General features: G+C 73.1%; 28 protein-coding genes. 16 read left to right on the forward strand and 12 right to left on the reverse strand.

The genetic code is table 11. From position 1 onward, the window contains the following. Both ACZ4VI_RS26860 and ACZ4VI_RS26865 read right to left on the reverse strand, forming a co-directional pair. A complete protein-coding gene (locus ACZ4VI_RS26860) occupies positions 1 to 558 on the reverse strand; it encodes a YbaK/EbsC family protein (protein ID WP_468003215.1) in 558 nt (185 codons plus the stop codon). 44 nt (positions 559 to 602) lie between these two features. Next, positions 603 to 1,175 (reverse strand): helix-turn-helix domain-containing protein, encoded by a 573-nt coding sequence (locus ACZ4VI_RS26865; RefSeq protein ID WP_468003217.1) that lies wholly within the window; start codon positions 1,173 to 1,175, stop codon positions 603 to 605. Positions 1,176 to 1,292: 117 nt separating this feature from the next. Between ACZ4VI_RS26865 and ACZ4VI_RS26870 the strand changes: the two genes are divergently transcribed. After that, positions 1,293 to 2,162: an EamA family transporter gene (locus ACZ4VI_RS26870; protein WP_468003218.1), complete on the forward strand. Its 870-nt coding sequence runs from the start codon at positions 1,293 to 1,295 to the stop codon at positions 2,160 to 2,162. A 203-nt stretch (positions 2,163 to 2,365) separates the two neighbouring features. Here ACZ4VI_RS26870 and ACZ4VI_RS26875 read toward each other — a convergent pair whose 3' ends face one another. After that, positions 2,366 to 3,109 (reverse strand): acyltransferase, encoded by a 744-nt coding sequence (locus ACZ4VI_RS26875; RefSeq protein WP_468003220.1) that lies wholly within the window; start codon positions 3,107 to 3,109, stop codon positions 2,366 to 2,368. Positions 3,110 to 3,230: 121 nt separating this feature from the next. Here ACZ4VI_RS26875 and ACZ4VI_RS26880 point away from each other — a divergent pair, with 121 nt between their 5' ends. Continuing rightward, the gene (locus ACZ4VI_RS26880; RefSeq protein ID WP_468003222.1) at positions 3,231 to 3,758 is read left to right on the forward strand and encodes a gamma carbonic anhydrase family protein; all 528 of its coding nucleotides are present in this window, start codon (positions 3,231 to 3,233) and stop codon (positions 3,756 to 3,758) included. A gap of 79 nt (positions 3,759 to 3,837) precedes the next feature. Here the strand turns inward: ACZ4VI_RS26880 and ACZ4VI_RS26885 are convergent, their stop codons facing one another. Continuing rightward, a complete protein-coding gene (locus ACZ4VI_RS26885; RefSeq protein ID WP_468003310.1) occupies positions 3,838 to 4,503 on the reverse strand; it encodes a DedA family protein in 666 nt (221 codons plus the stop codon). Between the two features lie 197 nt (positions 4,504 to 4,700). Here ACZ4VI_RS26885 and ACZ4VI_RS26890 point away from each other — a divergent pair, with 197 nt between their 5' ends. The 3 genes from ACZ4VI_RS26890 (at position 4,701) to ACZ4VI_RS26900 (ending at position 8,932) form a co-directional block, all read left to right on the forward strand. Next, on the forward strand, positions 4,701 to 6,293 hold the full coding sequence (locus ACZ4VI_RS26890) for a hypothetical protein (protein WP_468003224.1): 1,593 nt from the start codon (positions 4,701 to 4,703) through the stop codon (positions 6,291 to 6,293). Positions 6,294 to 6,449: 156 nt separating this feature from the next. Continuing rightward, the gene (locus ACZ4VI_RS26895) at positions 6,450 to 7,694 is read left to right on the forward strand and encodes an AAA family ATPase (protein WP_468003226.1); all 1,245 of its coding nucleotides are present in this window, start codon (positions 6,450 to 6,452) and stop codon (positions 7,692 to 7,694) included. Next, positions 7,691 to 8,932, forward strand: a complete 1,242-nt coding sequence (locus ACZ4VI_RS26900) for a vWA domain-containing protein (RefSeq protein WP_468003228.1) — start codon at positions 7,691 to 7,693, stop codon at positions 8,930 to 8,932. The genes ACZ4VI_RS26895 and ACZ4VI_RS26900 overlap by 4 nt, the downstream gene beginning before the upstream one ends. A 340-nt stretch (positions 8,933 to 9,272) precedes the next feature. Here ACZ4VI_RS26900 and ACZ4VI_RS26905 read toward each other — a convergent pair whose 3' ends face one another. Continuing rightward, complete coding sequence (locus ACZ4VI_RS26905; protein WP_468003230.1) at positions 9,273 to 9,734, reverse strand: DUF4442 domain-containing protein; 462 nt, start codon at positions 9,732 to 9,734, stop codon at positions 9,273 to 9,275. A gap of 106 nt (positions 9,735 to 9,840) precedes the next feature. Here ACZ4VI_RS26905 and ACZ4VI_RS26910 point away from each other — a divergent pair, with 106 nt between their 5' ends. Continuing rightward, positions 9,841 to 10,935, forward strand: a complete 1,095-nt coding sequence (locus ACZ4VI_RS26910; RefSeq protein WP_468003232.1) for a DUF8017 domain-containing protein — start codon at positions 9,841 to 9,843, stop codon at positions 10,933 to 10,935. Between the two features lie 48 nt (positions 10,936 to 10,983). Further along, on the forward strand, positions 10,984 to 12,291 hold the full coding sequence (locus ACZ4VI_RS26915; RefSeq protein WP_468003233.1) for an MFS transporter: 1,308 nt from the start codon (positions 10,984 to 10,986) through the stop codon (positions 12,289 to 12,291). A gap of 3 nt (positions 12,292 to 12,294) precedes the next feature. Here ACZ4VI_RS26915 and ACZ4VI_RS26920 read toward each other — a convergent pair whose 3' ends face one another. From ACZ4VI_RS26920 to ACZ4VI_RS26930, 3 genes are all read right to left on the reverse strand, one after another. Next, positions 12,295 to 13,086, reverse strand: a complete 792-nt coding sequence (locus ACZ4VI_RS26920; protein ID WP_468003312.1) for a spermidine synthase — start codon at positions 13,084 to 13,086, stop codon at positions 12,295 to 12,297. A gap of 197 nt (positions 13,087 to 13,283) precedes the next feature. Then, complete coding sequence (gene tuf, locus ACZ4VI_RS26925; protein WP_468003235.1) at positions 13,284 to 14,453, reverse strand: elongation factor Tu; 1,170 nt, start codon at positions 14,451 to 14,453, stop codon at positions 13,284 to 13,286. 261 nt (positions 14,454 to 14,714) lie between these two features. Further along, positions 14,715 to 15,422, reverse strand: coding sequence for a DNA alkylation repair protein (locus ACZ4VI_RS26930; protein WP_468003236.1), 708 nt, complete (start codon positions 15,420 to 15,422; stop codon positions 14,715 to 14,717). Positions 15,423 to 15,520: 98 nt separating this feature from the next. Between ACZ4VI_RS26930 and ACZ4VI_RS26935 the strand changes: the two genes are divergently transcribed. Continuing rightward, positions 15,521 to 16,291 carry a TVP38/TMEM64 family protein gene (locus ACZ4VI_RS26935; RefSeq protein WP_468003238.1) on the forward strand — a complete coding sequence of 257 codons (771 nt, stop codon included), beginning with the start codon at positions 15,521 to 15,523 and terminating at the stop codon, positions 16,289 to 16,291. 122 nt (positions 16,292 to 16,413) lie between these two features. Here the strand turns inward: ACZ4VI_RS26935 and ACZ4VI_RS26940 are convergent, their stop codons facing one another. Continuing rightward, the gene (locus ACZ4VI_RS26940; RefSeq protein ID WP_468003240.1) at positions 16,414 to 17,583 is read right to left on the reverse strand and encodes a thiolase family protein; all 1,170 of its coding nucleotides are present in this window, start codon (positions 17,581 to 17,583) and stop codon (positions 16,414 to 16,416) included. A gap of 118 nt (positions 17,584 to 17,701) precedes the next feature. Between ACZ4VI_RS26940 and ACZ4VI_RS26945 the strand changes: the two genes are divergently transcribed. The 5 genes from ACZ4VI_RS26945 (at position 17,702) to lnt (ending at position 21,661) form a co-directional block, all read left to right on the forward strand. Then, a complete protein-coding gene (locus ACZ4VI_RS26945) occupies positions 17,702 to 18,163 on the forward strand; it encodes a winged helix-turn-helix transcriptional regulator (protein ID WP_468003242.1) in 462 nt (153 codons plus the stop codon). A 117-nt stretch (positions 18,164 to 18,280) separates the two neighbouring features. Continuing rightward, positions 18,281 to 19,156 carry an undecaprenyl-diphosphate phosphatase gene (locus ACZ4VI_RS26950; protein ID WP_468003244.1) on the forward strand — a complete coding sequence of 292 codons (876 nt, stop codon included), beginning with the start codon at positions 18,281 to 18,283 and terminating at the stop codon, positions 19,154 to 19,156. Between the two features lie 53 nt (positions 19,157 to 19,209). Next, a complete protein-coding gene (locus ACZ4VI_RS26955) occupies positions 19,210 to 19,425 on the forward strand; it encodes a hypothetical protein (protein ID WP_137990668.1) in 216 nt (71 codons plus the stop codon). Between the two features lie 115 nt (positions 19,426 to 19,540). Then, positions 19,541 to 19,978: a nuclear transport factor 2 family protein gene (locus tag ACZ4VI_RS26960; RefSeq protein ID WP_468003246.1), complete on the forward strand. Its 438-nt coding sequence runs from the start codon at positions 19,541 to 19,543 to the stop codon at positions 19,976 to 19,978. 63 nt (positions 19,979 to 20,041) lie between these two features. Then, on the forward strand, positions 20,042 to 21,661 hold the full coding sequence (lnt, locus tag ACZ4VI_RS26965; RefSeq protein WP_468003248.1) for an apolipoprotein N-acyltransferase: 1,620 nt from the start codon (positions 20,042 to 20,044) through the stop codon (positions 21,659 to 21,661). Here the strand turns inward: lnt and ACZ4VI_RS26970 are convergent. Together ACZ4VI_RS26970 and ACZ4VI_RS26975 are read right to left on the reverse strand one after the other, a co-directional pair. Next, complete coding sequence (locus ACZ4VI_RS26970; protein ID WP_468003249.1) at positions 21,585 to 22,490, reverse strand: Gfo/Idh/MocA family protein; 906 nt, start codon at positions 22,488 to 22,490, stop codon at positions 21,585 to 21,587. The genes lnt and ACZ4VI_RS26970 overlap by 77 nt on opposite strands. Positions 22,491 to 22,521: 31 nt before the next feature. Beyond that, entirely contained in the window at positions 22,522 to 23,709 is a 1,188-nt protein-coding gene (locus ACZ4VI_RS26975) for an FAD-dependent monooxygenase (protein WP_468003250.1), read from the reverse strand. Between the two features lie 82 nt (positions 23,710 to 23,791). Between ACZ4VI_RS26975 and ACZ4VI_RS26980 the strand changes: the two genes are divergently transcribed. From ACZ4VI_RS26980 to ACZ4VI_RS26990, 3 genes are all read left to right on the forward strand, one after another. Continuing rightward, on the forward strand, positions 23,792 to 24,400 hold the full coding sequence (locus ACZ4VI_RS26980; RefSeq protein ID WP_468003252.1) for a TetR/AcrR family transcriptional regulator: 609 nt from the start codon (positions 23,792 to 23,794) through the stop codon (positions 24,398 to 24,400). Between the two features lie 43 nt (positions 24,401 to 24,443). Beyond that, positions 24,444 to 24,974 carry a DinB family protein gene (locus ACZ4VI_RS26985; RefSeq protein WP_468003254.1) on the forward strand — a complete coding sequence of 177 codons (531 nt, stop codon included), beginning with the start codon at positions 24,444 to 24,446 and terminating at the stop codon, positions 24,972 to 24,974. 89 nt (positions 24,975 to 25,063) lie between these two features. Further along, the gene (locus ACZ4VI_RS26990; protein ID WP_468003256.1) at positions 25,064 to 25,537 is read left to right on the forward strand and encodes a hypothetical protein; all 474 of its coding nucleotides are present in this window, start codon (positions 25,064 to 25,066) and stop codon (positions 25,535 to 25,537) included. Positions 25,538 to 25,547: 10 nt separating this feature from the next. Here the strand turns inward: ACZ4VI_RS26990 and ACZ4VI_RS26995 are convergent, their stop codons facing one another. Continuing rightward, positions 25,548 to 26,021, reverse strand: coding sequence for a hypothetical protein (locus ACZ4VI_RS26995; RefSeq protein ID WP_468003314.1), 474 nt, complete (start codon positions 26,019 to 26,021; stop codon positions 25,548 to 25,550). Positions 26,022 to 26,128 lie beyond the last annotated feature (107 nt).

A 26,128-nucleotide genomic window follows, 5' to 3' on the forward strand; every position in this document is an offset into this window, starting at 1 on the left:
TCAGGCGACGCCCAGGCCTTCCAGGACGACGGCGCCGGGCAGCTGGGCGAAGGTTTTTCCCGGCACGATCAGCTTGCCCCGCCGCCGGCCGCTTCCGATGAGGACCCACGGGGTGTCGACGACGGTGGCGTCCACGAGGACGGGCCAGTCGGCCGGGAGTCCGAGCGGAGTGATGCCGCCGTACTCCATTCCGCTCTCCCTGGTCGCGGTCTCCATCTGCGCGAAACTCGCCTTGCGGGAGCCCAGCTGCCTGCGGACGACACCATTGACGTCGACCCGGGTGTCCGAGCGCACCACGCAGGCCGCCAGGGTTGTCACCTCGCCCCGCTTCCCGGCGACGATCACGCAGTTCGCCGACTGCTCGAGGAGTTCACGGCCGTGGTTCTCCACGAAGGCGGCCGTGTCGGCGATCTCCGGATCCGTGTCGACGTACAGCAGCTGATCGGCCGGGATGGTGCCCTGCCAGGCGCGTACGGCCGCGGCGACCGGTTCCGTGAGCTGGTCCAGGCACTCGGGGGCGGGAACGGCGTTGTCGAAGTCTCCGATGGGTGCACGCATACCGGCCACGTTAACAAGCCGCCCCCTGCCCGGGTTTGGACGTCTCAGCGTACGGGCGGGATGGACACGGCCATCGTCATCTCGACCGGCTCCGTACCGTCGTTGCGGTAGGCATGCGGCACGTTGGCCTCGAAGACGGCGGACGTGCCGGCCGGAATGTGGTGCTCCTCGCCCTCGACGACGAGGGTGAGCTCCCCGGTCGTGACGTGCAGCAGCTCGGTCGTGCCGTCGGGGTGCGGATCGGAGTCGCTGCCGTCGCCCGGCATCAGCGCCCAGGCCCAGAGCTCCAGCGGACCGCGCGCCTCGGTGCCGGCCAGCAGGGTCGTGTGGCTGCCGGTGGAGGTGGACCACATGCGGACGGCCTGGCTCGGCGGTACGAGGCGGACGTGGGGGCCCTGCTCGTAGTCGAGCAGGGTGGTGATCGAGACTCCGAGGGCGTCCGCGAGCTTCACGGTGGTACCGACGCTGGGGTTCGTCCGGGCCTGCTCGATCTGGATGATCATGCCGCGGCTGACACCGGCCCGGGCGGCGAGCGCGTCCAGCGTGAAACCGCGTTCATTGCGCCACCGCTTCAGGTTCCGCGCGAGCGACTGCGTGAGCTGATCGAGGTCCGACACATTCCGTCCAATATTTTGGATGACAGAGTTCAACAGACTGAACTACGGTGGGGTCTACCGCGGTGTACTCAGCTGTACACCGCACTGTACTGCGAGACCACCACCCTGTGAGGACCCATGACTGCGCTGTTCGCCCTGGCCACCGCCCTGCTCTGGGGCCTGGCCGACTTCGGAGGCGGGCTGCTCACCCGGCGCATGCCCGCCCTCACTGTGGTCGTGGCCTCGCAGATCGTCGCGGTCGTCGTCCTCGGCGCGATCGTGATCGCCACCGGTGGCTGGCACGAAGCCGGTCCCGAGCTCTGGTACGCGGTCGCGGCCGGCGTGGTCGGTCCGGTCGCGATGCTCTGCTTCTACAAGGCCCTGGCGCTCGGCCCGATGGGCGTGGTCTCCCCGCTCGGCTCGCTCGGCGTCGTCGTGCCGGTCTCGGTGGGCCTGCTCATCGGCGACCGGCCGGGGCTGCTCCAGTTCGCCGGGATCGGCGTGGCGATCGTCGGCGTCGTCCTCGCCGGCGGGCCCGAGCTGCGCGGCGCGCCCGTCCAGCGTCAGGCGGTGCTCCTCACCCTGGTCGCGGCCCTCGGCTTCGGCTCGGTGATGGCGCTGATCGCCGAGGCGTCCTCGACCCTCACCGGCCTGTTCCTCGCCCTGTTCGTGCAGCGGGTGACCAACGTGGCGGTGGGCGGCGGCGCGCTGTACGTCTCGGTGCGGCGGGGTGGCCGGGCGCTGCCCGCGGACGGCGGCGGGATGAAGGTCGTGTGGGCGGCCCTTCCGGCGCTCGCCTTCGTCGGCCTCGCGGACGTCGCCGCCAACGGTACGTACTCGATCGCGGCGCAGAACGGTCCGGTGACGGTCGCCGCGGTCCTGGCCAACCTCTACCCGGTCGTCACGGCACTGGCGGCGCGCGGGGTGCTGAAGGAGCGGCTGCGCGCGGTCCAGGCAGCGGGCGCCGGCCTCGCCCTTTTCGGCACGGTGCTGCTCGCGACGGGCTGAGGGTCGCTGGCCGCATGGTGCTGCTCGTGACGGGCTGACGGCCGCGGGCCCCCGGCTCAGCCCTCGGCGGCTCGCGATGGGCTGACCCGCCGCGGGCTCGCGACGGGGCTGACCGCCGCGGGCTCGCGACGGGATGACGGCCGTGGGCTCCCCGGCTCAGCCCTCAGCAGCTCGCGACAGGCTGATGGCCGCGGGCCCCCGGCTCAGCCCTCGGCCAGGTCCAGCTGCGCGAGTCCGGCGAGCTGCTCGGCCGTCAGGCCGTCCGGGATCGGCACGGGGGCCGGCGTCCGCAGGGGCGGCTGCCAGCCCCGCTCGGTGTCCCAGCTGCGTACGACCTTCGCCGGCGCACCGGCCACCACCGAGTGGTCCGGCACCTCGCCCCGTACGACGGCGCCCGCCGCGACCACCACGTTGCGGCCGAGCCGGGCCCCCGGCAGGATCACGGCGCCCGTGCCCAGCCAGCAGCCCCGGCCTATCTCGACCGGCTCGGAGCGCGGCCACTGCCTGCCGACCGGCTCGTCCGGATCGTCGTAACTGTGGTTGGTCGAGGTGATGTAGACGTACGGCCCGCAGTACGTGTCCGAGCCGATGGTCACCCGGCTGTCGGCGATCACGTGGCTCCCGCGGCCCAGGACGACGCCGTCGCCCAGGGTCAGGACGGTGTCGGGGCCGAGGTCGAGTCCGGGCAGCATTCCGGCGGTGAGGGTGACCTGCTCGGCGATGATGCAGCACTCGCCGATCTCGATCCACTGCTCACCGAAGACGGTGCCCTGCGGGAACGCGAGCCGGGTGCCCGCGCCGAGGCGCCGGAAGCGCAGCCGCCCGGGGCGGTCGGCGGTCACGGCCCCGGCCTCCTGCATCCAGCGCCACCCGCCCTGCACGGCCCGGGCGATGACGCGGCGCCGCCAGGCGGTGAGAGAGGAGAACGTGTTTCTGTTCCTGGGCACCCGCACACGGTAGTCGGCACCGTCGTACCTGATCACCGGGGGTGCCCTGTGATGTCCGCCATGAACCGGGGCTAGGGTGCCGTGCAGGCGTGACGCAAGCATGAGGGATCAGGAGCGGACGATGACAGAGGCGTTGATCAAGAGCGTGGGCGGCAAGGAGCCGCGGGTCGATCCGACGGCGTTCACGGCCCCGACCTCCGTCGTGCTCGGCGACGTCACGCTCGGCGCCCGTGCCAGCGTCTGGTACCACGCCGTGCTGCGGGCGGACTGCGGTCCCGTCGTCGTCGGCGAGGACTCCAACATCCAGGACAACTGCACCGTCCACGTCGACCCCGGTTTCCCGGTCACGATCGGCGACCGCGTGACGGTCGGCCACAATGCGACCGTCCACGGCTGCACGATCGAGGACGACGTCCTGGTCGGCATGGGCGCCACGGTCCTCAACGGGGCCCGGGTGGGCGCCGGCTCGCTCATCGCCGCGCAGGCGCTCGTCCCGCAGGGGATGGAGATCCCGCCGGGTTCGCTGGTGGCGGGCGTCCCGGCCAAGGTCCGGCGCCCGCTGACCGAGGAGGAGCAGGCGGGCATCCGCCTCAACGCGGAGATGTACCTCCACCTGGCGAGGGGCCACGCCGAGGCGTTCAAGGACTGAGCGGCGCACGGGGTACGCAGAAGGGCGCGGCGGCCGTTCGGCCACCGCGCCCTTCCGTTGCCTGTCCGAGCGCTCCGGATCAGTCGGCCACCGGCACCGGCGTCTGCTCCGCGGCGGGTTCGGCGGCCGCCTCCGTCTTGGCCGCGGCCTTCTTGGCGCGGTTCTTGAGGATCAGCATCGAGGCCACACCGATCAGGACGGCGAGCACCAGACCCAGCCACGAGAAGCGCTTGAGCCATGCCTCGGCGACGATGCCCACCGAGTAGATGACGGCGGTCGTACCGCCCGCCCAGAGGATGCCGCCGAAGACGTTGGCAATGAGGAACTTCCAGTACGGCATCCGCAGCACGCCCGCGAGCGGTCCGGCGAAGATCCGCAGCAGGGCGACGAAGCGGCCGAAGAAGACGGCCCACATGCCCCACTTCTCGAAGGAGTGCTCCGCCAGCGCGATGTTGGCCTCGCCGAAGTGCTTGGGGAACTTCCTGCCCAGCCAGGCCAGCAACGGCCGCCCGCCCTTGCGACCGATCGCGTAACCGATCGAGTCGCCGATGATGGCACCGGCGGTGGCGCAGGCGCCGAGGACGTACGGATTGATGTCACCGTGCTGCGAGGCGAGCAGGGCCGAGCTGACGAGCACGATCTCGCCCGGCAGCGGGATCCCCAGGCTCTCGAGCCCGATCACCACACCCACCAGCGCGTAGATCGCGACCGGCGGAATCGTCTCCAGCCACTCCTGGACGTGCAACGCGGATTCCTCCCGTGTCGAGGCGCGCGCCGCGTCGCGCACGCCGGGGCAGCCTACCTGGTCCCGCCCCGACGCCCGGCCGACTGCCGGGGACGTAAATGACTGGTCGGCCCGGGAGCCGAGGCGATACGCTCCGCCGCGATGACAACTCACTACATTCCGTGTTGGGGGGTCCCGTCCGCGCAAGGTGAGTGCTGATGTCCACTCACACTGCGTACGGGGATTCCCACCCTTCCTTCCTGTCCTTCTGGCCGCGCGTGCGCGAGTTCGCCGTGCCGCCCTCCATGATCGAGACCGCGACCGCCCGCCGCCGTGCCGGGGACTGGGCCGGGGCTTGCGCCGCCGCGCGCGTCGATGTCGATCTCGACCTCCGTTCCGTGGCGCGGACCCACGGCAGGGAACTCGCCGGGCGGATCCGGCGTGATCTCCGCCATCTGGCTCCTGACCTGCTGCGCTGGCACATGCCGAGGATCGCTCCGTACGGGCTGCTGCGGCCGGGGCTGACGATTCCGTTGGCTCGGTACGACGCGGTGGCCGGGGGAGACACCGTGGCTCGGGGCGACACGGTGGCTCCGGGCGACACGGTGGCTCCGGGCGACACGGTGGCCCGGGGCGACACGGTGGCCCAGTACGACGCGGTGGCCCCGGGCGACACCGTGGCCCGGTACGACACGGTGGCCCGAGGCGACACGTCGGCCCGCAACGGCACCGCGGAGCCCGGGCGTACGGGCACGCTGCATCTCGTGGTCCGGACTCCCCCGGCCTGGGCGGACGGCGGTCAGCGGATCAGCCTCGCGCTCTGGGACGGGTCTCCTCGCGAGGCGGCCGCGGCCCGCCGCCATCCGCACCCCCGTCCCAGCCGGCGGTTCCGTCTCGACCTGCACCGCCACCTGTGGGACGCGCGCAGGACCGACGAGCTGCGGGTCCGCTCGGAGGCCGACGGGCCACCGACGCGTGCGCCCGACCTGCCGGTGCCGGAGGGCTACCGCTGTGCCGTCGACCGATGGGCGGCCGAGGCGGGGCACCTGCTCCAGGCCGAGGGCAGGTCCGGTGGCCCTGTGACCGTACGCATCGGGCCCCGGCACCGACTGATCCTGGACGTGCGCCTCGACCTGGCCCCGGACGGGGATCCGGTCGGCCCCGGCGCGCCGCCCGGGTGGCGGATCGCCTCGGCCTCCCCGGGCCCCGGCGGCCCCGGGGTGCCGGTCCTGCCGGACGCGGCGACTTGGGTGCTGCCCGATCTGGACCTGATCCGTACCGGCGCGATCGAGGCCGACCGGCTGCACCCGCTGGTCGCCGCAGCACTCGTACCGGATCACGCGCCTCCCGGTCCGGTCTCCCCGCGGGAGGACCAGGTCGCCGGACCACGTCTCGTGGAGTGCCGGGGAGCCCGGCACCGGATCGGTCTGGTCGACGGCGTACTGGTTCCGCTGGACCACGGCGCGGACGAGATCCGCCGGGAGGAGCTGCTCGTGGCGCTGAGCGGTACCCCGCTCCCCTGCCTGCAGGCGATCGACGAGGCGCACCGCCGCCCGGACTGCCTCGTCGGCGTCCGCGAACGACTCCACCACGGTGACATCACCGGAGCGCTGGCCGTCGTCGAAGGCCTGCTCGGGCCGGACGCGACGCTGCGGGGCGGCCCGCTCCGGGACGCCCTTGAGGCGACCGCGCAACGGCGGATCGCCTACGGCCTGTTCCGGGCGGGCCTCGCCGGCCCCGGGCCCGACCGCGTCTGCCCGGCCCCGGCCAGGCCCCGCGACCACCGCTCACGCCCGCGCCTCGCGCACTGACGCTCCGACCCGAGGCGCTCGACCCGGCGCTCCCGACCGAGGCTCTCGTCGCCGGGCTGCCGACCCGAGGCTCTCGTCGCCGGGCTCCCAACTCGGGGCTCCCGCCCCGGCGCTCTGCCGCACCCATGTCTGACCACGAACCCAAAGGTGATCACCATGCCCACATACGCCCCTGCCCACACTCCCCAGCTCGATGTCGCCGGCGCGCTGCTGGCCCTGCTGAGCGACACCACCACCGAACCGCGCCCCGACACCCAACTGGAGGCCCTGACCCTGGCCGTGGCGGCCGACCTGCCGGTGATCCTTTGGGGTGAGCCGGGGATCGGCAAGACCGCGGCCCTCACCCAGCTCGCCGAGGAGCTGGACCTCCCGCTGACCACGGTCATCGCCAGCGTGCACGAGCCGTCCGACTTCTCGGGGCTGCCGATCGTCGGCGACGATCCCGCCGAACAGGGCGTCCCGATGGCCCCGCCGGACTGGGCGGTGCGACTGGTCCGGGCCGGCCGTGGCCTGCTGTTCCTGGACGAGCTGTCCACCGCGCCGCCGTCCGTGCAGGCCGCGCTGCTCCGCCTGGTCCTGGAGCGGCGGATCGGCGCGCTCCAACTGCCGCCGGGGGTACGGATCGTGGCCGCCGCCAACCCGCGTTCCTCGGCGGCCGACGGCTGGGAGCTGAGCCCGCCCCTGGCCAACCGGTTCGTCCATCTCCAATGGACCCACGACCAGGAGGTCGTGGTCCGCGGTCTCGGCGGGACCTGGCCCCGGGCAACCCTGCCCCGGCTGGACCCGGAGAAGCTGCCGGCTGCCGTGGAGTACGCCCGCCGCGCGGTGTGCGGCCTCCTCTCCGCCCGCCCCACGCTCGTGCACCGGCTGCCGAGCAACGAGACGCGGCGGGGCGGCCCGTGGCCGTCGCCCCGTAGCTGGGACATGACCCTCCGTCTGATCGCCTTCGCGACCGCGGCCGGCTCCTCCCGCGACGTACTGTCCCAACTGGTCCGGGGCACCGTGGGTGACGGTCCGGGCCTCGAACTCCTGGCGAGCCTGGACCGGATGGAGCTCCCCGACCCCGAGGTGCTGCTCGCCGACCCGGCGGCCGCGGAGCTGCCCGAGCGAGGGGATCTGCGCCAGGCCGTACTGGACGGAGTGGTGGCGGCGGTCCGCGGGCGGCCGGACAAGGCGCGCTGGGACGCGGCCTGGGCGCTCCTGGTGCGGGCGCTCGAGACCGGGGCCCCGGACCTGGTGGTCGTCCCGGCGACGACGCTCGCCTCGCTGCGGCAGGGGGACTGGGACGTTCCGGCGTCGATCGAGCGGCTCGCGGGCGTGGTCTCCCTGTCCCGGCGCGCGGACGACGCGGCGGCCCGGGCGGCCGCCATGACCGCTGCGGCCGCGCAGGGCCACCGATGACCTCCGGTGCGCCGGGGACGCTGGATCTCGACAAGCTCTTCTCGGCCCGACTGCACGCCGCCCGGGCCCGGCCCTACCTGGCGACGGCGCTGTTCGCCCTGCACACGGTGGAGTCGCGGCAGGTGCCGACCATGGCGGTCGACCGGCACTGGCGGTGCTACGTCTCGCCCGGGTTCGTGGACCGTACCCCGGTCGAGGAGCTGGCGGGGGTGTGGGTGCACGAGGTGTCGCACCTGCTGCGCGACCACCACGGACGGGGCGACCGGGTCGCGCGGGAGCGCGGCCTGACGGGCCCCGGGGAGCGGCTGCGGATGAACATCGCCGCGGACATGGAGATCAACGACGACGTGTTCGGCGACGGCCTGGTCCTGCCCGAAGGGGCTGTCGTGCCAGGGTCCTTGAGTCTGCCCGCGGGCATGCTCATGGAGGACTACCTACGGCACTTCCGGCTCGGCCCGTGGACACAGGACCTCGCCTGGCTGGACTGCGGCAGTGGCGCCGACGGCCGGGAACGGGAGTGGGACCTGGGACCGGACGGCGCGCACGGCCTGAGCGAACAGGAGCGGGACACGGTGCGGTTCCGCGTGGCCCAGGGCATCGCCGGCCGTCCGGGGAGCGCCCCGAAGGGGTGGCGGCGGTGGGCGGAGGAGGCGTTCCACTCGCCGCAGCCCTGGCGGGAGTTGCTGGGAGCGGCGGTCCGCTCAGCGGCGTCGGGACCGGGCGCGGGCGACGACTACACGTACGGCCGTCCGTCCCGGCGCTCGACCGGGCTGCCCGGGGTCGTGCTCCCGAGCCTGCGGCGCAGGCCGCCTCGGGTCTCCGTGATCATCGACACCTCGGGCTCGGTCAGCGATGCCGAGCTGGGCAGCGCGCTGCTCGAGGTCGCCGCGATCTCCCGCGCCGTGGGCGGCCGTCGCGACCTGGTCACCGTGCTGCCGTGCGACGCGGCGGCCCGGGTCGCGCACCCGCTGTGCCGTGCGGAGGGAATCCCGCTGGTCGGCGGCGGGGGTACGAATCTGCGCACGGGGTTCGCCCGGGCCCTGCGCACCCATCCCCGCCCGGACGTGATCGTGGCCCTGACCGACGGCCAGACCCCCTGGCCGAGCACTCCACCACCGTGCCGGACGGTGGTGGGCCTCTTCTCCCGCGCGGGGTCGGCCCGGTCGAACAACGAGGAGAACCCCGACTACGTCCCGGACTCCCCGCCCGCCTGGGCACGCGTCGTCGCCATCGGCTAAGCACCCGCCGCTCGCGGCCGCGGCACAGAAACCCCGGAACGGGGCCGGCCGGAACGGAACGCCCGGCGACGGGGCGGCCGGGACGGAACGCCCGGGACGTGGCCCGGGCCGGGAACGCCCGGGACGTGGCCCGGGCCGGGAACGCCCGGGACCGCGGCCGCGGGACCGAAGACGCCAGGACGAGCCGCCAGCGACCGGAGCTGGGGGGAGAAAAGCGCCAGGACGAGCCGCCGGCGACCGGAGCCGCCGGGAGGACAGCGCCAGGAAGAGCCGCCGGCAGCCGAAAGCCGCCGGTGACCGGGAGCGCCCCAACCCCGGCCGCCGGCGGCTCAGCGGCCCGCTACTTCCCCTGGCCGTTCGGGCGGAGCGTCCAGAGGACCGTCATCTCGCCCGTCACCGCGCCGTCCTCGCGCGTGATCGCGATGTGGACGGGGAACTCCGGGCGATCGCCCGCGTCCAGTTCCGCGACGACCTCGGCGGCCGGGCGGCCCAGGGTGGCGGTGGCGGTGACGACGCCCATGGCCAGCTTCTTGTAGCCGATCTCGGCGGTGACCGCGAGCGGCACCGCGCGGTTCAGCTGGTCGCCGAAGGCTGCCAGGACGATCGCGCCGCTGGCCGACTCGGCCAGGGTGAACATGGCTCCGGCGTGCGGGCCGCCGACGTGGTTGTGGTAGTCGGCCTGGTCCGGCAGCCGGACGACGGCACGCTCGGAAGTGGTCTCCAGGAACTCGAGGTTGAGGGTCCTGGCCATGGGAACCGTGGCGGCGAGCATCTCGCCGACGGACATCTGGTCTGCGCTCATGCAGCGATGTTACCCGCGAGTAGCAGGGATGGCCATCCCTGCGCCACCCCGCCCGCGCGGGGGCGGGCGTGGCAGCGTTCTCGCCACACCTCTATGGTTACTGGCCATGTGGCCAGGACAGCAGCCGCCCGGGGGCGAGCAGAACCCGCAGGACCAGAACCAGAACCCCTACCAGCAGTCGGGGTACCAGCAGCCGAACCCCTATCAACAACCCGGCTACCAGCAGCAGCCCGGGTACCCGCAGCAGCCGCCGCAGCCGCCCACGCAGCCGGGTTACCCCCAGCAGCCGGCGCAGCCGGGCTACCAGCAGCCCAACCCGTACCAGCAGCCGACCGTTCCGCAGTACGCGATGCCGGGAGCGCCGCAGGGCGGGCCGGGCGGACCTGGTGACGGCAAGAAGAAGCAGACGACCCTGATCGCCATCGTCGCCGCGACCGCCGTGGTCGTCGCCGCCGGCGTCACCGGTTTCCTGGTCCTCGGCAAGGACGACGACAAGGGCACCAAGGCGGGCGACGACCCGAAGCCCTCCGTCTCCGCTTCCAGCTCCGGCTCCGCCGCGTCCTCCCCGCCGATCGACAACCCGCGCGACGACGCCGCGCAGCAGCCGACGATCCCGGGCTGGAAGGTCGTCCACAACCCGAAGTACGGGACGCTGTTCGACGTACCGCCCGAGTGGGAGGTCCTGAAGCCCGGCACGGTCACCTTCTTCGAGGACGAGAAGAAGGGCGACGGCTCTCCGGTCGTCACCATGTCGAGCCCCACGCGGTACAAGAGCAAGTGGTGCACGTTCGACACCAACAAGGACGGCTCCGAGGAGCACTGGGGCCTGAGCAGCGCCGGCACCAAGGGCGGCCAGGGCGCCAAGGACACCGCCGAGGCGGCGTACAACGAGGCCGGCAACTGGGTGTGGGCGGGCTACGCCCAGCACATGCCCAAGGGCACCATCAAGATCACCAAGGCCGTGCCGTACACCACCAAGTCCGGCCTCACCGGCAGCGTCGCGACGGCCACCGCCCCGGGGATCAAGAAGCGGAACGCGTGCGAGTCGGACGGCAAGTCCCTCGCCTTCTCCTTCAAGAACGCCCAGGGCGATTTCTCGAGCTTCGTGCTCTACGGGGCCGACGGCGTGAAGGACGAGCTGCCGGACGCGACGATCCAGCAGATCCTCTCGACGGTACGGCTGGCCCCGGCCTCGTCCTGACGGGTCATCGGGTTGGCGGGAGGCGGCGGCGCCAGGGATAGTCCCGGGGTGAGTACTCCCGCCGCCTCCTCCCCCACCCCGCCGCGCTCCCGCCGCCCCGAATGGGCCGGCCGCAACTACCTGCTGCTGACCGCCGCCGCGATCGTCACCAACCTCGGCACCCACGGTGCCCTGATCGCGGCGGCGTTCGCGGTGATCGAGTCCGGCGGCGACGGCGGCGACGTGGGCCTGGTGGCGGCGGCCCGCACCCTCCCGCTCGTCCTCTTCCTGCTCATCGGCGGCGCCGTCGCCGACCGGATACCCCGGCACCGGGTGATGGTGGCCGCCAACGCCCTGAACTGCCTCTCGCAGGCCGTCTTCGCCGTCCTCGTCCTCGCGGGCGACCCGCAGCTGTGGCAGATGATGCTGCTGACGGCGCTGTGCGGAACGGGCCAGGCCTTCTTCAGCCCGGCGGCCGAGGGCATGCTGATGTCCAGCGTCAGCGGCGAACAGGTCAGCCGCGCCTTCGCCCTCTTCCGGATGGCGATGCACGGCGCCGGGATCGGCGGGGCCGCGCTCGGCGGGGCGATGATCGCCGCCGTCGGCCCCGGCTGGGTCCTCGCCGTCGACGCCGCCGCGTTCGCCGTCGCCGGCGCGCTCCGGGCCTTCCTCGACGTCAGCCACATCGCCGAGCGCACGGCGGGCGGCGGGCTGCTCTCCGATCTGCGCGAGGGCTGGCACGAGTTCATCGGGCGGCCCTGGCTGTGGTCGATCGTGGCCCAGTTCTCCATCGTGGTCGCCCTCGTCGGCGCGGCCGAGTCCGTGTACGGACCGCTGGTCGCCCGGGACGAGCTCGGCGGCGCCCGGCCCTGGGGGCTGGCGCTCGCCGCGTTCGGTGTGGGCACGCTCTCCGGCGCGCTGCTGATGATGCGCTGGAAGCCGCGCAGGATGCTGCTCGTCGGCACCCTGGGCGTCTTCCCGATCGCCCTCCCCTCGGCTGCGCTCGCGGTGCCGCTCGACGTCGTCGGGCTCTCGGCCGCCATGTTCGTCAGCGGCGTGGCCATCGAGGTGTTCGGTGTGGCGTGGATGACGACGCTGCACCAGGAGATCCCGGAGGAGAAGCTGTCCCGCGTCGCGGCGTACGACTGGTTCGGCTCGACGGCCATGCTCCCGCTGTCCACGGCCCTCGCGGGCCCGGCGGAGAGCCTCTTCGGCCGGAGTCAGGCGCTGTGGGGTTCGGCGACGCTGATCGTCGTCGTGACCGCACTGGTCCTGCTCGTCCCCGACGTACGGAACCTGACGCGCCGTACGAAGGAGGTCGCGTCCGGTCCCTCCGTACGGTCGGAGCAGGACGCGAGCGCCGGTACGGTCCGCTGACCGTCACCCGATGCTGAACGCCCCGTCCGGCGGTACGGGAGAGGGCACCGCGTCCGCGTCGCCCACCGGACGGGCGTCCCCGGTGAAGCGCGTGAGGGTCTCCCCGTACTCCACGCGCGCGGGGAACGCGTCCGCGGCCGTGCGCCGGGCAAGACGGGCCGTGTCGATGTCCCGGTCGGAGGCGACGAGGACGGCGTTGCCGAAGCGGCGGCCGCGCAGCACGGCCGGTTCGGCGATCAGCGCCAGCTCGGGGAAGACGGTCGCCAGGGTGGCCAGTTGGGAACGGAGGAAGGCGAACGGGGCGCCGTCGGCCAGGTTGGCGGCGTAGGTCCCGCCCGGCTTCAGCACGCGCCGGGCCTCGCGCGCGTACTCCACGGAAGTCAGGTGCGCGGGGACCCGCGAGCCTCCGAAGACATCGGCGATCAGCACGTCCACGGAAGCGGCGGGCGCGCTCTCCAGCCATGCGCGGGCATCGGCCCCGTGCACGGTGACCCCGGAGCCCTCCGGCAGCGGAAGGTGCTCGGCGACCAGGCCGAGCAGCCCCTGGTCGGCCTCCACGACGTCCTGGCGCGAACCGGGGCGGGTGGCCGCGACGTACCGGGGCAGGGTGAGCGCCCCGCCGCCGAGGTGCAGCACGGACAGCGGCGCGCCCTCGTCGGCGAGGCCGTCGACGACATGGGCGAGCCGGCGCGCGTACTCGAACTCGAGGTGCGTCGGCTCGTCCAGGTCGACGTACGACTGCGGTGCGCCGTCGACCGTGAGCAGCCAGGCCCGTTCCCGGTCGATGTCCGGCATGAGCCGGGCGGTGCCTCCGTCGACGTCGCGGACGACGGGGATCTGCTCGTTGGCCTCGTTCACGCTCTCATTGTGCCCACACGGAGGCCGCCGCTTCCGCGGCGACCTCCGCCCGGCCCGAGGAGCCCCGGCCCGAGGAACCCCGAGCCCCCGAGGAGCCCCGGCCCGAGGAGCTCCACGACAGGAGGAGCCGGTGCTCAGTCCACCGTCGTGACCGTGCCGGCGCCGACCGTACGGCCGCCCTCGCGGATCGCGAAGCCGAGACCGGGCTCCAGCGGTACGTCACGGCCGAGCTCGACGGTCATGGTGACCGTGTCGCCGGGGCGGGCGACGGCCGCCGCACCGAGGTCGACGTCGCCGACGACGTCCGCGGTGCGGATGTAGAACTGCGGCCGGTAGCCGGTGGAGACGGGGGTGGTGCGACCGCCCTCCGCGCCCGACAGGACGTACACCTGCGCGGTGAAGCGCCGGCTCGGCACGACGCTGCCGGGCGCCGCCACCACGTGCCCGCGGCGGACCGCGTCACGCGGGACCCCGCGCAGCAGCAGCGCCACGTTGTCGCCGGCCTCGGCGGACTCCATGGGCTTGCCGAAGGTCTCGACCCCGGTGACGACCGTCTCGGTCTCGGCCCCCAGGACCTCCACGCGGTCGCCGACCCGGACCGTGCCCCGCTCGATGGCGCCCGTGACGACGGTGCCGCGGCCGGTGATGGTGAGCACGTTCTCGACGGACATCAGGAACGGCGCGTCCACATAGCGCACCGGCATCGGTACGTACGTGTCCACGGCGTCGAGGAGCGCCTCGATCGCCGCGGTCCACCGGGTGTCCCCCTCCAGGGCCTTGAGTCCGGAGACCCGGACGACGGGGACGCTGTCGCCGCCGTAGCCGTGCGCGGTCAGCAGCTCCCGTACCTCCAGCTCGACCAGGTCGGTCAGCTCGTCGTCCCCGGCGTCGGCCTTGTTGAGCGCGACGACGATGTGGTCCACGCCCACCTGCCGGGCGAGGAGCACGTGCTCGGCGGTCTGCGGCATGATCCCGTCGAGCGCCGAGACGACGAGGATCGCCCCGTCGAGCTGGGCGGCGCCGGTGACCATGTTCTTGACGTAGTCGGCGTGGCCGGGCATGTCGACATGGGCGTAGTGGCGGGTGCCGGTCTCGTACTCGACGTGCGCGATGTTGATGGTGATGCCGCGCTGGGCCTCCTCAGGGGCGCGGTCGATGCGGTCGAAGGGCACGAAGGTGCCGGTCCCGCGCTCGCTGAGGACCTTGGTGATGGCGGCGGTGAGGGTGGTCTTGCCGTGGTCGACGTGGCCCATGGTGCCGATGTTCAGGTGCGGCTTGGTGCGCACGTATGCCGTCTTGGGCATGGTTCGCTCGTTCCTTGAGCTCGAAGCGTGTGAGGGGACCCCGGGGCCGGACCGACCCTCCCCCTACGGGGTCCGCCGGACGATCCGGGGAGGGTCAGCTTCGGGCGCCGTCGAATGCGGCGGTGGGAGCGAGGTCGAGGACGGCAGCCTTCGGCGCGGCCGCGACTGCGGGCCGTGCTGCGAGGAAGGCGTACCGGAACATGCCCACGATCATCCGCCGCGGCGTGCCGGACGTCGAACGATTTTCTCGTGAGCGAGAGTTCAGAGGTTCTTGAGCGCCTCGCGCACCGAAAGGGGCGAGAGGCGTTCCCGGTTGTGGTCGACGAACGCGCGCACCTCGTCCGGGCCGGTCTTGGCGTACTCGCGCAGGGCCCAGCCGATGGCCTTGCGGAGGAAGAAGTCGGTGTCCCCGGCGCGGCGCAGGCAGTACGCGAACAGCCGCTCGGTGTCGGTGGTGCCCTTGAACCGGAGTTGGTGCAGCAGCGCGGTGCGCGCGAGCCACGGGTCGTCGTCCTCGATCCACTCGTCCATCCGCCCGGCGAGCGCCGGATCGGCGGCGACGAGCCCGCCGACCACATGGGCGGCGAGATGGTCGACGGTGTCCCACCAGGAGTCGGTGGTGACGAGGTGCCGCGCGACGGGCAGGAAGCCGGACGAGCAGCGGCCGACGTGGCGGCGCAGGTAGTCGACGGCGAAGTAGTGGTACTCGCGCTCGGGGAGGGCGAAGCAGCGCAGGGCGACGGCGGTGCAGTCGGCCTCGTCGGGGCGTGGGGTGCCGTCCAGGACGGCACGGGACAGTGCGCGCCGCGCGGGGGTGCGGATGCCGAGGAAGGGGGCGATGCCCTTCATGTACGCGACCATCTCCTGGGCCCGGAAGGGGTCGCCGGCCGCCGGGTAGACCTCGGTGAGGCGGGCGAGCACGGTGTCGGCGAGTGGGCTGGCGGGGACGGGCGGCGGCGCGGACGTCATACGGCTCACGGTACGGCGGATCACTGTTCATCGGATGGCAGTACGGCGGATGACGGACATTACGGCGATCACACCGGTGCGTCGGTTACTCTCCCCGGATGCTCGACCCCGTCACCCGGCCGCCGGGCTCCCTCGCTCTGCGCTGCTCCCGGGCTCTGCTGTCGCCCTGGTCGCGCCTGTCCCTGCTCGCCGCGCTCCTGCTCGCCGCGGCGACGACCATGGTGCTGTACGAGCCCCAGCGGCTGCTCGCCGCCGGCTGGCCGCCGCAGGCGAGCGGCGCGGGCGCGGTGGTGCTGTTCGGGCTTGCGTACGGGGTGTTCACCGCGGCCTTCGTGCCGCGGCCGATCCTGAACCTGGCGGCGGGTGCGCTCTTCGGCACGCAGGCGGGAGTGGCGGCGGCCCTGGCCGGGACGGTCCTGGGGGCGGGCATCGCGTTCACGCTCGGGCGGCTGCTGGGGCAGGACGCGCTGCGGCCCTTGCTCAGGGGCCGCTGGCTGAAGGCGGCGGACGGGCAGCTGAGCCGGCACGGCTTCCGCTCGATCCTGGCGATCCGGCTCTTCCCCGGGGTGCCGTTCGCGGCGGCCAACTACTGCGCGGCGGTCTCCCGCATGGGGTACGCGCCGTTCCTGCTGGCCACAGGGCTCGGGTCGATCCCGAACACGGCGGCGTACGTGGTGGCGGGCAGCGAGGCCGCGTCGCCGACCTCGCCCGCGTTCCTCATCTCGACGGGCTTCATCGTCGTCTCGGGCCTGGCCGCGGCAGCCGTGGCCTGGCACAAGCGCCACGGCCTACGGGCGAAGCCCGCGGCGGCGGACCAACAGGACGAGCCGCGCCCCCTGTCGGGCGCGGGAACCTTGCAGCAGCACTAGCGAAGGCGGAGTCCACGGTCCGTCCGCAGGCACCTCGGGCCACAGGCCGTCCACGGGCACCCGCGGGGCACAGGCCGGGGCGCCGGAGGTGCTCCAGGCGCCGCGGCCCGCCCTCACCGCCCTCAGAGCGCCTCGACGATCATCGCGTTCGCGAGGCCGCCCGCCTCGCACATCGCCTGGAGGCCGTAGCGCGCGCCCCGGGCGTGCAGGGCGTGGACCAGGGTGGTCGTCAGGCGGGTGCCGCTCGCGCCGAGCGGGTGGCCGAGGGCGATGGCGCCGCCGTGGACGTTGACCCTGGCCGGGTCCGCGCCGGTCTCCTGCTGCCAGGCGAGCACGACACTCGCGAACGCCTCGTTGATCTCGAAGAGATCGATGTCGGAGAGGCCGAGCCCGGCCCGGCGCAGCACCTTCTCCGTCGCGGGGATGACGCCGGTCAGCATGAGCAGCGGGTCGGAACCGGTCACCGCGAAGCTGTGCAGCCGGGCGAGCGGGCGGAGGCCAAGACGCTCGGCGGTCTCGGCCGCCATGACGAGGACGGCGGAGGCGCCGTCGTTGGTCGGGCTGCTGTTGCCCGCCGTCACCGACCAGTCGATCTGCGGGAAGCGCTCGGCGAAGCCGGGGTCCTGGAAGGCAGGCCGCAGCCCCGCGAGGATCTCGGTCGTGGTCGAGGGCCGCACCGACTCGTCACGGCGGACGTCTCCGTACGCGACGACCTCGGCGTCGAACAGCCCGGCCTCCCAGGCCATCGCGGCCTTGGCGTGCGAGGCGGCGGCGAACTCGTCCATGGCCTCGCGCCCGATCGACCACTTCGCCGCGATCAGCTCCGCGCTGATGCCCTGCGGCACCAGGCCCTCGGGGTACCGCTCGGCGACACCCGGACCGAAGGGGTCGGCCCCGGGCGGGACGTTCGACCACATAGGGACCCGGCTCATCGACTCGACCCCGCAGGCGACGGCGATGTCGTACGCCCCCGAGAGCACCCCCTGGGCCGCGAAGTGCACGGCCTGCTGCGAGGAGCCGCACTGCCGGTCGACGGTGGTGGCGGGCACGGACTCGGGGAAGCCGGCGCCGAGCCAGGCGTACCGGGTGGTGTTCATGGCCTGCTCGCCGACCTGGTCGACCGTGCCGCCGATGACGTCGTCGACGAGGGCGGGGTCGATGCCACTGCGCTCGATCAGGGCGCTGAGGGTGTGGGAGAGCAGGGCGACGGGGTGGACCTGCGACAGGGCCCCGCCGGGCTTCCCCTTGCCTATAGGCGTACGGACTGCTTCGACGATGACGGCGTCGCGCATGATGACGGCTCCTCGCTCACCTGGTGAGTTGGATATCTGGACCAACACCTGCGAGTAACATAGCCCAGTCGGTTGGGTTTTCAAACTCTCCCCTCGTCCCTGCCTTAGGCTGGGGCGCATGAAGGCCGCCCCCCGCCCCTGCTCGATCGCCGACGCGCTCGCCCTCGTCGGCGAGAAGTACTCCCTGCTCGTGCTGCGCGAGATCTCACTCGGCGTGCGTCGCTTCGACCGGATCGCCCGCAACACCGGCGCCCCGCGCGACATCCTCACCGCGCGCCTGAAGCGGCTCGTGGAGGCCGGGATCCTCGAGAAGGTGCCGTACAGCGAGCGTCCGGTGCGCCACGAGTACCGGGCCACTCCCGCCGGCGAGGAACTGCAGCCCGTCCTGCTGACGCTGATGGCCTGGGGCGACCGTCATCTCAACGCCGAGGACCGCCCCGTGATCCTGGAGCACAGCTGCGGCGAGGTGCTCAGCCCCCGCGTCGTGTGCGCGCACTGCGGCGACGAGGCGGCCCCCGCGAGCCTGACCCACCATGTGCGGTCGGCCGGCTGGACGACGAAGGGTCCTGCGGAGACCTGAGATCGGGGCCGTCACGTCGGGACGGTACGCTGCGCAGCGACCGGCGGTTGATCTCCGATCCGAGATCCGACCGCCCCTTTCTGACGGCACGAGCACATTCGGGACGGCCCTAGCCCCATGAGTTGGTTCGAATCATTCATCCTCGGACTCGTCCAGGGGCTGACGGAGTTCCTTCCCATCTCCTCCAGCGCGCACCTCCGGCTCACCGCCGCGTTCGCGGGCTGGGAGGACCCGGGCGCGGCCTTCACCGCGATCACCCAGATCGGCACGGAGACCGCCGTCCTGATCTATTTCCGCAAGGACATCGCGCGGATCGTCTCGGCCTGGTTCCGCTCGCTCGGCGACAAGTCGATGCGGAGCGACCACGACGCCCAGATGGGCTGGCTGGTCATCGTCGGCTCGATCCCGATCGGTGTGCTCGGCGTGACGCTGAAGGACCACATCGAGGGCCCCTTCCGCGATCTGCGGCTGATCGCCACGACCCTCATCGTGATGGGCATCGTCCTGGGCGTCGCGGACCGGCTCGCCGCCCGCGACGAGGCCGGCGGCCGGCACCGCGCGGCCCGCGAGCGCAAGACGCTCAAGGACCTCGGCGTGAAGGACGGCCTGATCTTCGGCGTCTGCCAGGCGATGGCGCTGATCCCGGGCGTCTCCCGCTCGGGCGCGACGATCTCCGGCGGCCTGCTGATGGGGTACACCCGCGAGGCGGCGGCCCGCTACTCGTTCCTGCTCGCCATCCCCGCCGTACTGGCCTCGGGGCTCTTCGAGCTGAAGGACGCGACCGAGGGCGGCCATGTGTCGTGGGGTCCGACGATCTTCGCGACGATCATCGCCTTCGGCGTCGGCTACGCGGTCATCGCCTGGTTCATGCGCTTCATTACCACCAAGAGCTTCATGCCCTTCGTGATCTACCGGATCGCGCTCGGCATCCTGCTCTTCGTCCTGGTCGGCACGGACGCCCTCAGCCCCCACGCGGGCGAGTCCGCGGGCTGACCCCGGACGACCGCCGCCGGGCGATCTTCGGGTGCCCGTCGCACCCTGGAACCATGGCCTGGCAAGCACCGATCGTCGTGCACCGCCCGTCCCCCGGCGGCGGGCGGCGCGTCACCGTCCGCGGACAGATCGTGGGCCTTGCGCACAACGACACCGACCTCGTCGAGTTCCTGCGCCGAGCCGGACTCGAGGACGCCGACATGATCCTCGACGATCCGCACCTGGTGGAGTGGCGCGGCGGCCGCCCGCACCGCTGGGAGGCCGCGTAGCCCGCACGGCCGCGCGATTCACGGGACGCCGACGCCGAGAAGTATGACCGGTATCCGACCACGCCTACGCCGCACGGCTCTTGGCGCCCCGCCTCCGCTGCCCGACACTGAAGCGATGACGCAGCGCGTGGATCTCGCGACCGTGATGGACCGGCTGGCCATCGACGACCTCGTCACCGGGTACGCGGTGGCCGTGGACGACTCCGACTGGGCGGGCTACCGGGCGCTGTTCACCCGCGACGGCCGGGCCGACTACCGCGGTTCCGGCGGTGTCGAGGGCCCGGTGGCCGAGGTCGCCGACTGGCTCGCCGAGACGATGCGGCTCTTCCCGGTGCGCCAGCACCTCATCGTGAACCGGCGGGTCCGTATCCAGGACCTCGGCGGCTACCCGGGCGACAGCGCGGACGTCCGTGCCGACTATGTGAACCCGATGCGTTTCGCGTCGGGCGAGGACTTCGTCTGCGGCGGCCGTTATACGTTCTCCCTGCACCGGACGGATGCCGGCTGGCGGCTGCGGTCCGTGGTCGTCGAGGAGAAATGGCGCCGCCTGTAGCGGTCGTACGGCTCCATCGGTCGTACGGCGCACACTGGAGGCGACATCTGGAGGCGACGCGGCATGCGGAACCCGTTCGGCCGTGGCGGCAGCGACGCCGCGCACACCACCGGCGCGACGCCCCACCGCGCCGCCCGCGCCGTGCTCGCGGTCGCCGCAGGTGCCCTGCCCGCGCTCGCGTTCCCCGCCCCCGCGCTGTGGTGGTTCGCCTATGTCGCGCTCGTCCCCTGGCTGCTGCTGCTCCGCACCGCGCCCACCGCGCGCCGCGCGGCCCTGGAGGGCTGGCTGGGCGGCATCGGGTTCATGTTGGCCGTCCACCAGTGGCTGATGCCGAACCTGCACGTCTTCATTCTCGTCCTCTCCGCGCTGCTCGGGCTGTTGTGGCTGCCGTGGGGCTGGCTGGTGCGGGCGATGCTCGGGAACGAGCCGTCCGGCCCGCGCGCCGCCGCCGCGATGCTCGTCGTGCCCTCCGGCTGGCTGCTCATCGAACTCGCCCGTTCCTGGGAGGGCTTGGGCGGGCCCTGGGGTCTCCTCGGCGCGAGTCAGTGGCAGGTCGCGCCCGTTCTGCGGCTCGCCTCCGTGGGAGGCGTGTGGCTGGCGTCCCTGCTGGTGGTGGCGGTCAACACGGCCGTGGCACTCCTTGTGGTGTCGGCGGCCGCCGTACGGCTCACGGCGCTGGTCGGCCTCGTGGTGTGCGCACTCACTCTCGGCACGGTGTGGTGGGGTGTCGCACCACCACGTGAGCAGGGCACGGCGCGGATCGCCGTCGTCCAGCCGGGGGTGTACGGCGGGGAGGGCGGCGCCGAGCGGAGGTTCGCCCGCGGTGAGGAACTCACCCGGGAGCTCGTCGGCCGGGACCTCGACCTGGTGGTCTGGGGCGAGAGCAGCGTCGGCGCGGATCTGACCACCCGTCCCGACCTCGCGGCCCGGCTGGCCGCCCTGTCGCGTGCCGTGGACGCGCCGATCCTCGTCAACGTGGACGCGCGGCGCGCCGACCGGCCGGGCATCTTCAAGAGCAGCGTGCTGATCGGGGAACGGGGGCCGACCGGCGACCGGTACGACAAGATGCGGCTCGTGCCGTTCGGCGAGTACATCCCGCTGCGCCCGGTCCTCGGCTGGGTGACCTCGGTCGGCAAGGCGGCCCCCGAGGACCGGCGCCGCGGCACGGAACCGGTGGTGATGACCCTGCCGGCCGAGGAGGGCCGTCTCCCGCTGCGGATCGGTCCGGTGGTCTGCTTCGAGTCGGCGTTCCCCGACATGAGCCGTCGTCTGACCCGTGAGGGCGCCCAGGTGCTGATCGCCCAGTCGGCGACCTCGACGTTCCAGGACAGCTGGGCGCCCGCCCAGCACGCCTCGCTGGCGGCGGTGCGCGCGGCCGAGTCCGGCCGCCCGATGGTGCACGCGACGCTGACCGGCGTCAGCGCCGTGTACGGGCCGGACGGCAGCCGGATCGGCACGCAGTTGGGTACCGACCGGAGCGCCGCGGCCGTCTACGAGGTTCCGCTGTCGCGGTCGACCACGGGCTATGTCCGGTACGGCGACTGGCCGTTGTACGGCGCCCTGACCGTCCTGGCCGCGCTCAGCGCCGCCGAGGGCATGGGGGCGCTCAGGAGGCCTGGGCCAGTGCTTCGCGCACCACGCGCTCGCACAGCTCGTGAGTCCGAAGGGCGTCGCGGGCACTGACCGTCCTGCCGTCGCGTACGGCGTCGAGGAAGGCGCGTACGGCCTGCTCGATGCCGCGCTGGCGGGCCACCGGCACCCAGTCGCCACGCCGGCGGATCGTCGGCTGCCCCTTGTGGTCCACGACGTCCGCGATGTTGAGGACCTGGCGCTTGGTGTCCTGGCCCGAGACCTCCAGGATCTCCTCGGTGGAGCCGCTCATGCGGTTCATCATGCCGATGGCGGTGAAGCCGTCGCCGGAGAGCTGGAGTACGACGTGGTGCATCAGCCCGTCGCGGATCCGGGCGCGTACGTCGGTGCGCTCGACCTCTCCGGGGAGCAGGAAGCGCAGCGTGTCGACGACGTGGATGAAGTCGTCGAGGACGAGCGTGCGCGGGTCCTCGGGGAGGCCGACGCGGTTCTTCTGCATGAGGATCAGCTCGCGGGGGTGGTCCAGGCACTGCGCGTAACTGGGGGCCAGCCTGCGGTTGAAGCCGACGGCCAGGCTCACCCCGCGCGCCTCCGCGAGCTCCACGAGCCGTTCGGAGTCGGCGTATTCGTACGCCAGCGGCTTGTCGACGTACGCCGGTACGCCGGCCTGGAGGAGCCGCGCGGTGATCTCGGGGTGCACGGCCGTCGGCGCGTGCACGAAGGCGGCGTCGAGCCCGGCGGAGAGCAGCGAGTCGAGGTCGCTGTGGCGTCGGCGCTCCGGCACGTGGTGGGTCTCGGCGACCCGGCCCAGGGTCGTCTTCGTCCGTGTCTGGAGGTGGAGTTCGACCCCAGGAAGGGCGGCGAGGACGGGGAGATAAGCCTTCTGCGCGATGTCGCCGAGTCCGATGCAGCCGACCTTCACGGGGTCTCCCTTGCGCTTGTCGATGTGCTGGTCAGCTTACGCGCGGGCGCTCCTCGGCGAGCGGTGGCCGCCAGTCGGCGATGCCGTCGAAGCCGCGCAGGACGAGTCCGGGACCGAAGCGCGACACGGTCACGATGAGCGCGTTGCGCAGGGCGACGGCGGGGCGGGCCGAGAGCAGGGCGAGCCGGCCGGTGCGGGCGGCCTTGCGGACGATCGCGGTGGTGCGCGGCAGCCGGTCGGCGGTGTACGCGGCGAGCGCGCGGCTCGGCGCGAGTCCCCGGCGGGCGTGGTGGGCGAGGACGATCGCGTCCTCGATGGCCTGGTTGCCGCCCTGGCCGAGGGTGGGCTCCATGGCGTGGGCGGCGTCGCCGAGAAGGGCGACCCGGCCGCGGTGGAAGGCGGGGAGCGGTTCGAGCATGTGGTGGACGTCGCTGCGCAGGACGCCGTCGGGATCGACGGCGGCGAGGATCTCGGGCACCGGGTGGTGCCAGTCGCCGAAGAGCCGCAGGAGTTCGGCCTTCTCGTCGTCGGGGGCGTGTGCGCCTTGGGGGGCGGCGGCCATCGCGTAGGCGTACACCCGGCCGTCCTTGAGGGGCTGGGTGCCCCAGAGGCGGCCGCGGCCCCAGGTCTCGTGCGGGGCGAAGGGCCGGTCGGGGGCGGGGACGACCACGCGCCAGGTGGTGAAGCCGGAGTACCGCGGTCCGGCGTGGTCGGGGAACAGGGTGCGGCGGACCGTGGAGTGGATGCCGTCGGCGCCGAGGACCAGCTCGGCCTCGATGTCCCCTTCGGGGGTACGGACCACGGCCGGCCGTTCGTCGTCGCCGGGGTCGGCGAGGGAGGCGGTCACTCCGGTCCGTACGACGCCGTCGGGGAGGGCGGAGGTGAGGATCCCGACGAGGGTGGCGCGGTGCAGCAGGACGAGGGGCCCGCCGAAGCGGTCGGCGGCGGCCTTGGCGCTGGTACGGGCGAGCCAGCGGCCGTCGGGGGCGCGCATGCCGCCGTCGCCCTGCCAGGCGGAGAGCTCCCGGACCCGGTCGCCGAGGCCGATGACGTCAAGGGCGCGCTGGGAGTTGGGGGCGAGGCCGATGCCGGCCCCGACGGGGGTGAGGGCGCCGGCGCGCTCCAGGACGGTGACGTCCCAGCCGCTCCGGTGGAGGGCGACGGCTGCGGTGAGTCCGCCGATGCCGGCTCCGACGACGACGGCACGGTGCTGGTCCATGACTCCTCCTCGGCAACTACAGGTGTAGTGACACCCCTCGACCGTACTACAGCTGTAGTCGACTCGGTAGTAGGTTGTCCCCATGACCGCCCGCACCGCCACGTCCGACGCCTCTCCCCTCTCCCGCACCACGCGTATCGGTGACGCCGCGCTCGATCTGCTCGTCGAGCGGGGGATGCGCGGGCTGACCCATCGCGCCGTCGACGAGCGCGCGGGGCTGCCGCAGGGCTCGACGTCGAACCACGCCCGCACCCGTCAGGCGCTCCTGGAGACCGCCGTACGACGGCAGGTCGAGCTGGAGTCGCGCGTGCTCACCCCGCACGAGATGCCGGGACCCGGCAGCGGGCCCGATGCCCTGGTGGACGCCCTGTCGCTGGCCCTGCACCGCTATCTCACCGACCATCGGGCGCTGCTCGTCTCGCGCTACGAACTCGCCCTGGAGGCCACACGCCGCCCCGAACTGCGCTCCTTCTTCGACGCGGCGGGCTCGGCGGCGTTCCACGGGCCGCTGATCGCGATGATGGCGGACGCCGGCTCCCCGGCCCCCGAGCGGCACGCCCTCTCCCTGATCGCCTGGTGCGAGGGGCTGATGTTCTCCTGCGCCGCCGGGTCCTTCCACTCGGCCGTGCCCGCGCGGGCGGAACTGCGGACGGGGTTCGAGGAGTTGCTGCGCGGCATGCTCGGCGGGTGAACGCGCGGGAATCCCCTGGCGCGGTCCCGTGTCATGGACGACGATGCCCCGCATGACCTCTGTCGATGACACCGCCCGTACCGAACCGTCCACCACCGCCGGCGAGCGCGAGATGCTCGAAGGCTGGCTGGACTACCACCGGCAGACTCTCGCCCTGAAGTGCCGCGGACTCGACGACGCGCAGCTGCGCACGGCCTCCGCCCCGCCGTCGAGCCTCACCCTGCTCGGCCTGGTCCGGCACATGGCCGAGGTGGAGCGCGGCTGGTTCCGGCGCATCCTGGCCGGCGAGCGGGCGGAACGGATCTACAGCACCGCGCAGGACACCGACCGCTCCTTCCGGGTCACCGAGGCGGACACGTGGGAGGAGGTCCATGCCACCTGGCAGCGGGAGATCGAGGAAGCGCGCGCCGTCGCGGCGGCCCACGGCCTCGACGACATCGGCAAGGGAGAGCACCCGGGCGGCGAGGTGTTCAACCTGCGCTGGATCTACACCCACATGATCGAGGAGTACGCGCGCCACAACGGCCACGCGGATCTGCTGCGCGAGCGGATCGACGGGGCGACCGGCGACTAGCGTCACCCGGATCGGGGTCATCACCCGTGCGGGGCATTCCCCGCCGGTAGGGGCGCGAAGATCACCGTACGGCCAGCAGAGTGGCGCGAGTGCATGCAACGAGAACCACAGCGAAGTTCCTGGTCGGGGCGGTCGTCGCCACGCTCTCCGGCTGCGTCGCGGTCGATTCGTCGCCCGTCGCTCCCCCACCGTCCCCACCGCCCCCGGCGGTGAGCGGCCCCGCCCAGGACGTGGACGTGGCGCCGCAGATCGTCGAGGGCCCGGCCCGTGAGGCGCTGGAGGCGGCGCTGCCCGATCCCCCGCCGCCGTCCCCGCGGGCGACGGCTCCGAGGAAACTCGACAAGAAGGACGGGACCGTCGCACGGAACGGCGCCGGCAAGGAGAAGCGGTCGTCCGCGCCGGGCCGGCAGAAGCGGCTGGAGCCGGTGCCGCCGCCCCTGCCGCGCGAGCTGCCCGAGCCGCCGCGCTCCCGGGCCGAGGTGTGCGAGCTGGGTGCGAAGTACGGCGGCTGGCGCCCGGACAGCCCGCAGGCGAGGATCTGCCGGGATACGTACACGCGGTGAGGCGGGCGGGCTATCGCGACCGGAGCCGTACCTCAAGGCGCTCGATCGCGGCCCGGACCCCGGTGCCGTACCCGTCGTCGTCCAGGGCGTCCGAGGCCGCACGGGCCCGGTCCAGATGGACCCGCGCCGCGTCGGGCCGCTGGAGCTTCAGATAGTCGGCGGCCAGGTTGAGATGGAGCGAGGGGTACAGGGCGCGCAGGGCGACCGCCGAGTCGTGCGCGGCCAGCCGCTCCTCGCTCAGCCCCTCGGCCGCGAGCAGGGCCCGCAGGTCCCAGGCCAGCTCGGCGTCCGGGTCGTCCTGCGCGTCGGCCATGTAGTGCGCGAGCGTGCAGCGGTGCAGGGGGTCCCCGTCGGGCCCGATCAGCGCCCACAGCTCCCCGAACCGATTGCGCGCCTCCTCGCGGTCCCCGCCGTGGAGCAGCATCGTGGCCTGCCCGATCCGGGTCATGACGCCGTCGTCCGACACCTGCTGCTGCTCGGTCACTGCGGCCTCCACGCGCTCTCCGTCCGGGGGCTCCGACGCTAACCGCCGTGGCCCCCGATCCGGCACAGGCTCGGGCGCTGCCCCGGCCCTGTCAGCCGGGCGGTCTC

The organism is Streptomyces sp. NPDC029169 (assembly GCF_055563935.1).

What these genes read in the sequence shown, in the direction of transcription:
- ACZ4VI_RS26900 (WP_468003228.1), top strand. Translation starts at nt 7,691, where the DNA reads ATGACCTCCGGTGCGCCGGGGACGCTGGATCTCGACAAGCTCTTCTCG.
- ACZ4VI_RS26935 (WP_468003238.1), top strand. Translation starts at nt 15,521, where the DNA reads ATGCTCGACCCCGTCACCCGGCCGCCGGGCTCCCTCGCTCTGCGCTGC.
- ACZ4VI_RS26905 (WP_468003230.1), bottom strand. Translation starts at nt 9,734, where the DNA reads ATGAGCGCAGACCAGATGTCCGTCGGCGAGATGCTCGCCGCCACGGTT.
- ACZ4VI_RS26945 (WP_468003242.1), top strand. Translation starts at nt 17,702, where the DNA reads ATGAAGGCCGCCCCCCGCCCCTGCTCGATCGCCGACGCGCTCGCCCTC.
- ACZ4VI_RS26955 (WP_137990668.1), top strand. Translation starts at nt 19,210, where the DNA reads ATGGCCTGGCAAGCACCGATCGTCGTGCACCGCCCGTCCCCCGGCGGC.
- lnt (WP_468003248.1), top strand. Translation starts at nt 20,042, where the DNA reads ATGCGGAACCCGTTCGGCCGTGGCGGCAGCGACGCCGCGCACACCACC.
- ACZ4VI_RS26940 (WP_468003240.1), bottom strand. Translation starts at nt 17,583, where the DNA reads ATGCGCGACGCCGTCATCGTCGAAGCAGTCCGTACGCCTATAGGCAAG.
- ACZ4VI_RS26895 (WP_468003226.1), top strand. Translation starts at nt 6,450, where the DNA reads ATGCCCACATACGCCCCTGCCCACACTCCCCAGCTCGATGTCGCCGGC.
- ACZ4VI_RS26890 (WP_468003224.1), top strand. Translation starts at nt 4,701, where the DNA reads ATGTCCACTCACACTGCGTACGGGGATTCCCACCCTTCCTTCCTGTCC.
- ACZ4VI_RS26980 (WP_468003252.1), top strand. Translation starts at nt 23,792, where the DNA reads ATGACCGCCCGCACCGCCACGTCCGACGCCTCTCCCCTCTCCCGCACC.
- ACZ4VI_RS26920 (WP_468003312.1), bottom strand. Translation starts at nt 13,086, where the DNA reads ATGCCGGACATCGACCGGGAACGGGCCTGGCTGCTCACGGTCGACGGC.
- ACZ4VI_RS26985 (WP_468003254.1), top strand. Translation starts at nt 24,444, where the DNA reads ATGCCCCGCATGACCTCTGTCGATGACACCGCCCGTACCGAACCGTCC.
- ACZ4VI_RS26910 (WP_468003232.1), top strand. Translation starts at nt 9,841, where the DNA reads ATGTGGCCAGGACAGCAGCCGCCCGGGGGCGAGCAGAACCCGCAGGAC.
- ACZ4VI_RS26870 (WP_468003218.1), top strand. Translation starts at nt 1,293, where the DNA reads ATGACTGCGCTGTTCGCCCTGGCCACCGCCCTGCTCTGGGGCCTGGCC.
- ACZ4VI_RS26950 (WP_468003244.1), top strand. Translation starts at nt 18,281, where the DNA reads ATGAGTTGGTTCGAATCATTCATCCTCGGACTCGTCCAGGGGCTGACG.
- ACZ4VI_RS26880 (WP_468003222.1), top strand. Translation starts at nt 3,231, where the DNA reads ATGACAGAGGCGTTGATCAAGAGCGTGGGCGGCAAGGAGCCGCGGGTC.
- ACZ4VI_RS26975 (WP_468003250.1), bottom strand. Translation starts at nt 23,709, where the DNA reads ATGGACCAGCACCGTGCCGTCGTCGTCGGAGCCGGCATCGGCGGACTC.
- ACZ4VI_RS26930 (WP_468003236.1), bottom strand. Translation starts at nt 15,422, where the DNA reads ATGACGTCCGCGCCGCCGCCCGTCCCCGCCAGCCCACTCGCCGACACC.
- ACZ4VI_RS26860 (WP_468003215.1), bottom strand. Translation starts at nt 558, where the DNA reads ATGCGTGCACCCATCGGAGACTTCGACAACGCCGTTCCCGCCCCCGAG.
- tuf (WP_468003235.1), bottom strand. Translation starts at nt 14,453, where the DNA reads ATGCCCAAGACGGCATACGTGCGCACCAAGCCGCACCTGAACATCGGC.
- ACZ4VI_RS26960 (WP_468003246.1), top strand. Translation starts at nt 19,541, where the DNA reads ATGACGCAGCGCGTGGATCTCGCGACCGTGATGGACCGGCTGGCCATC.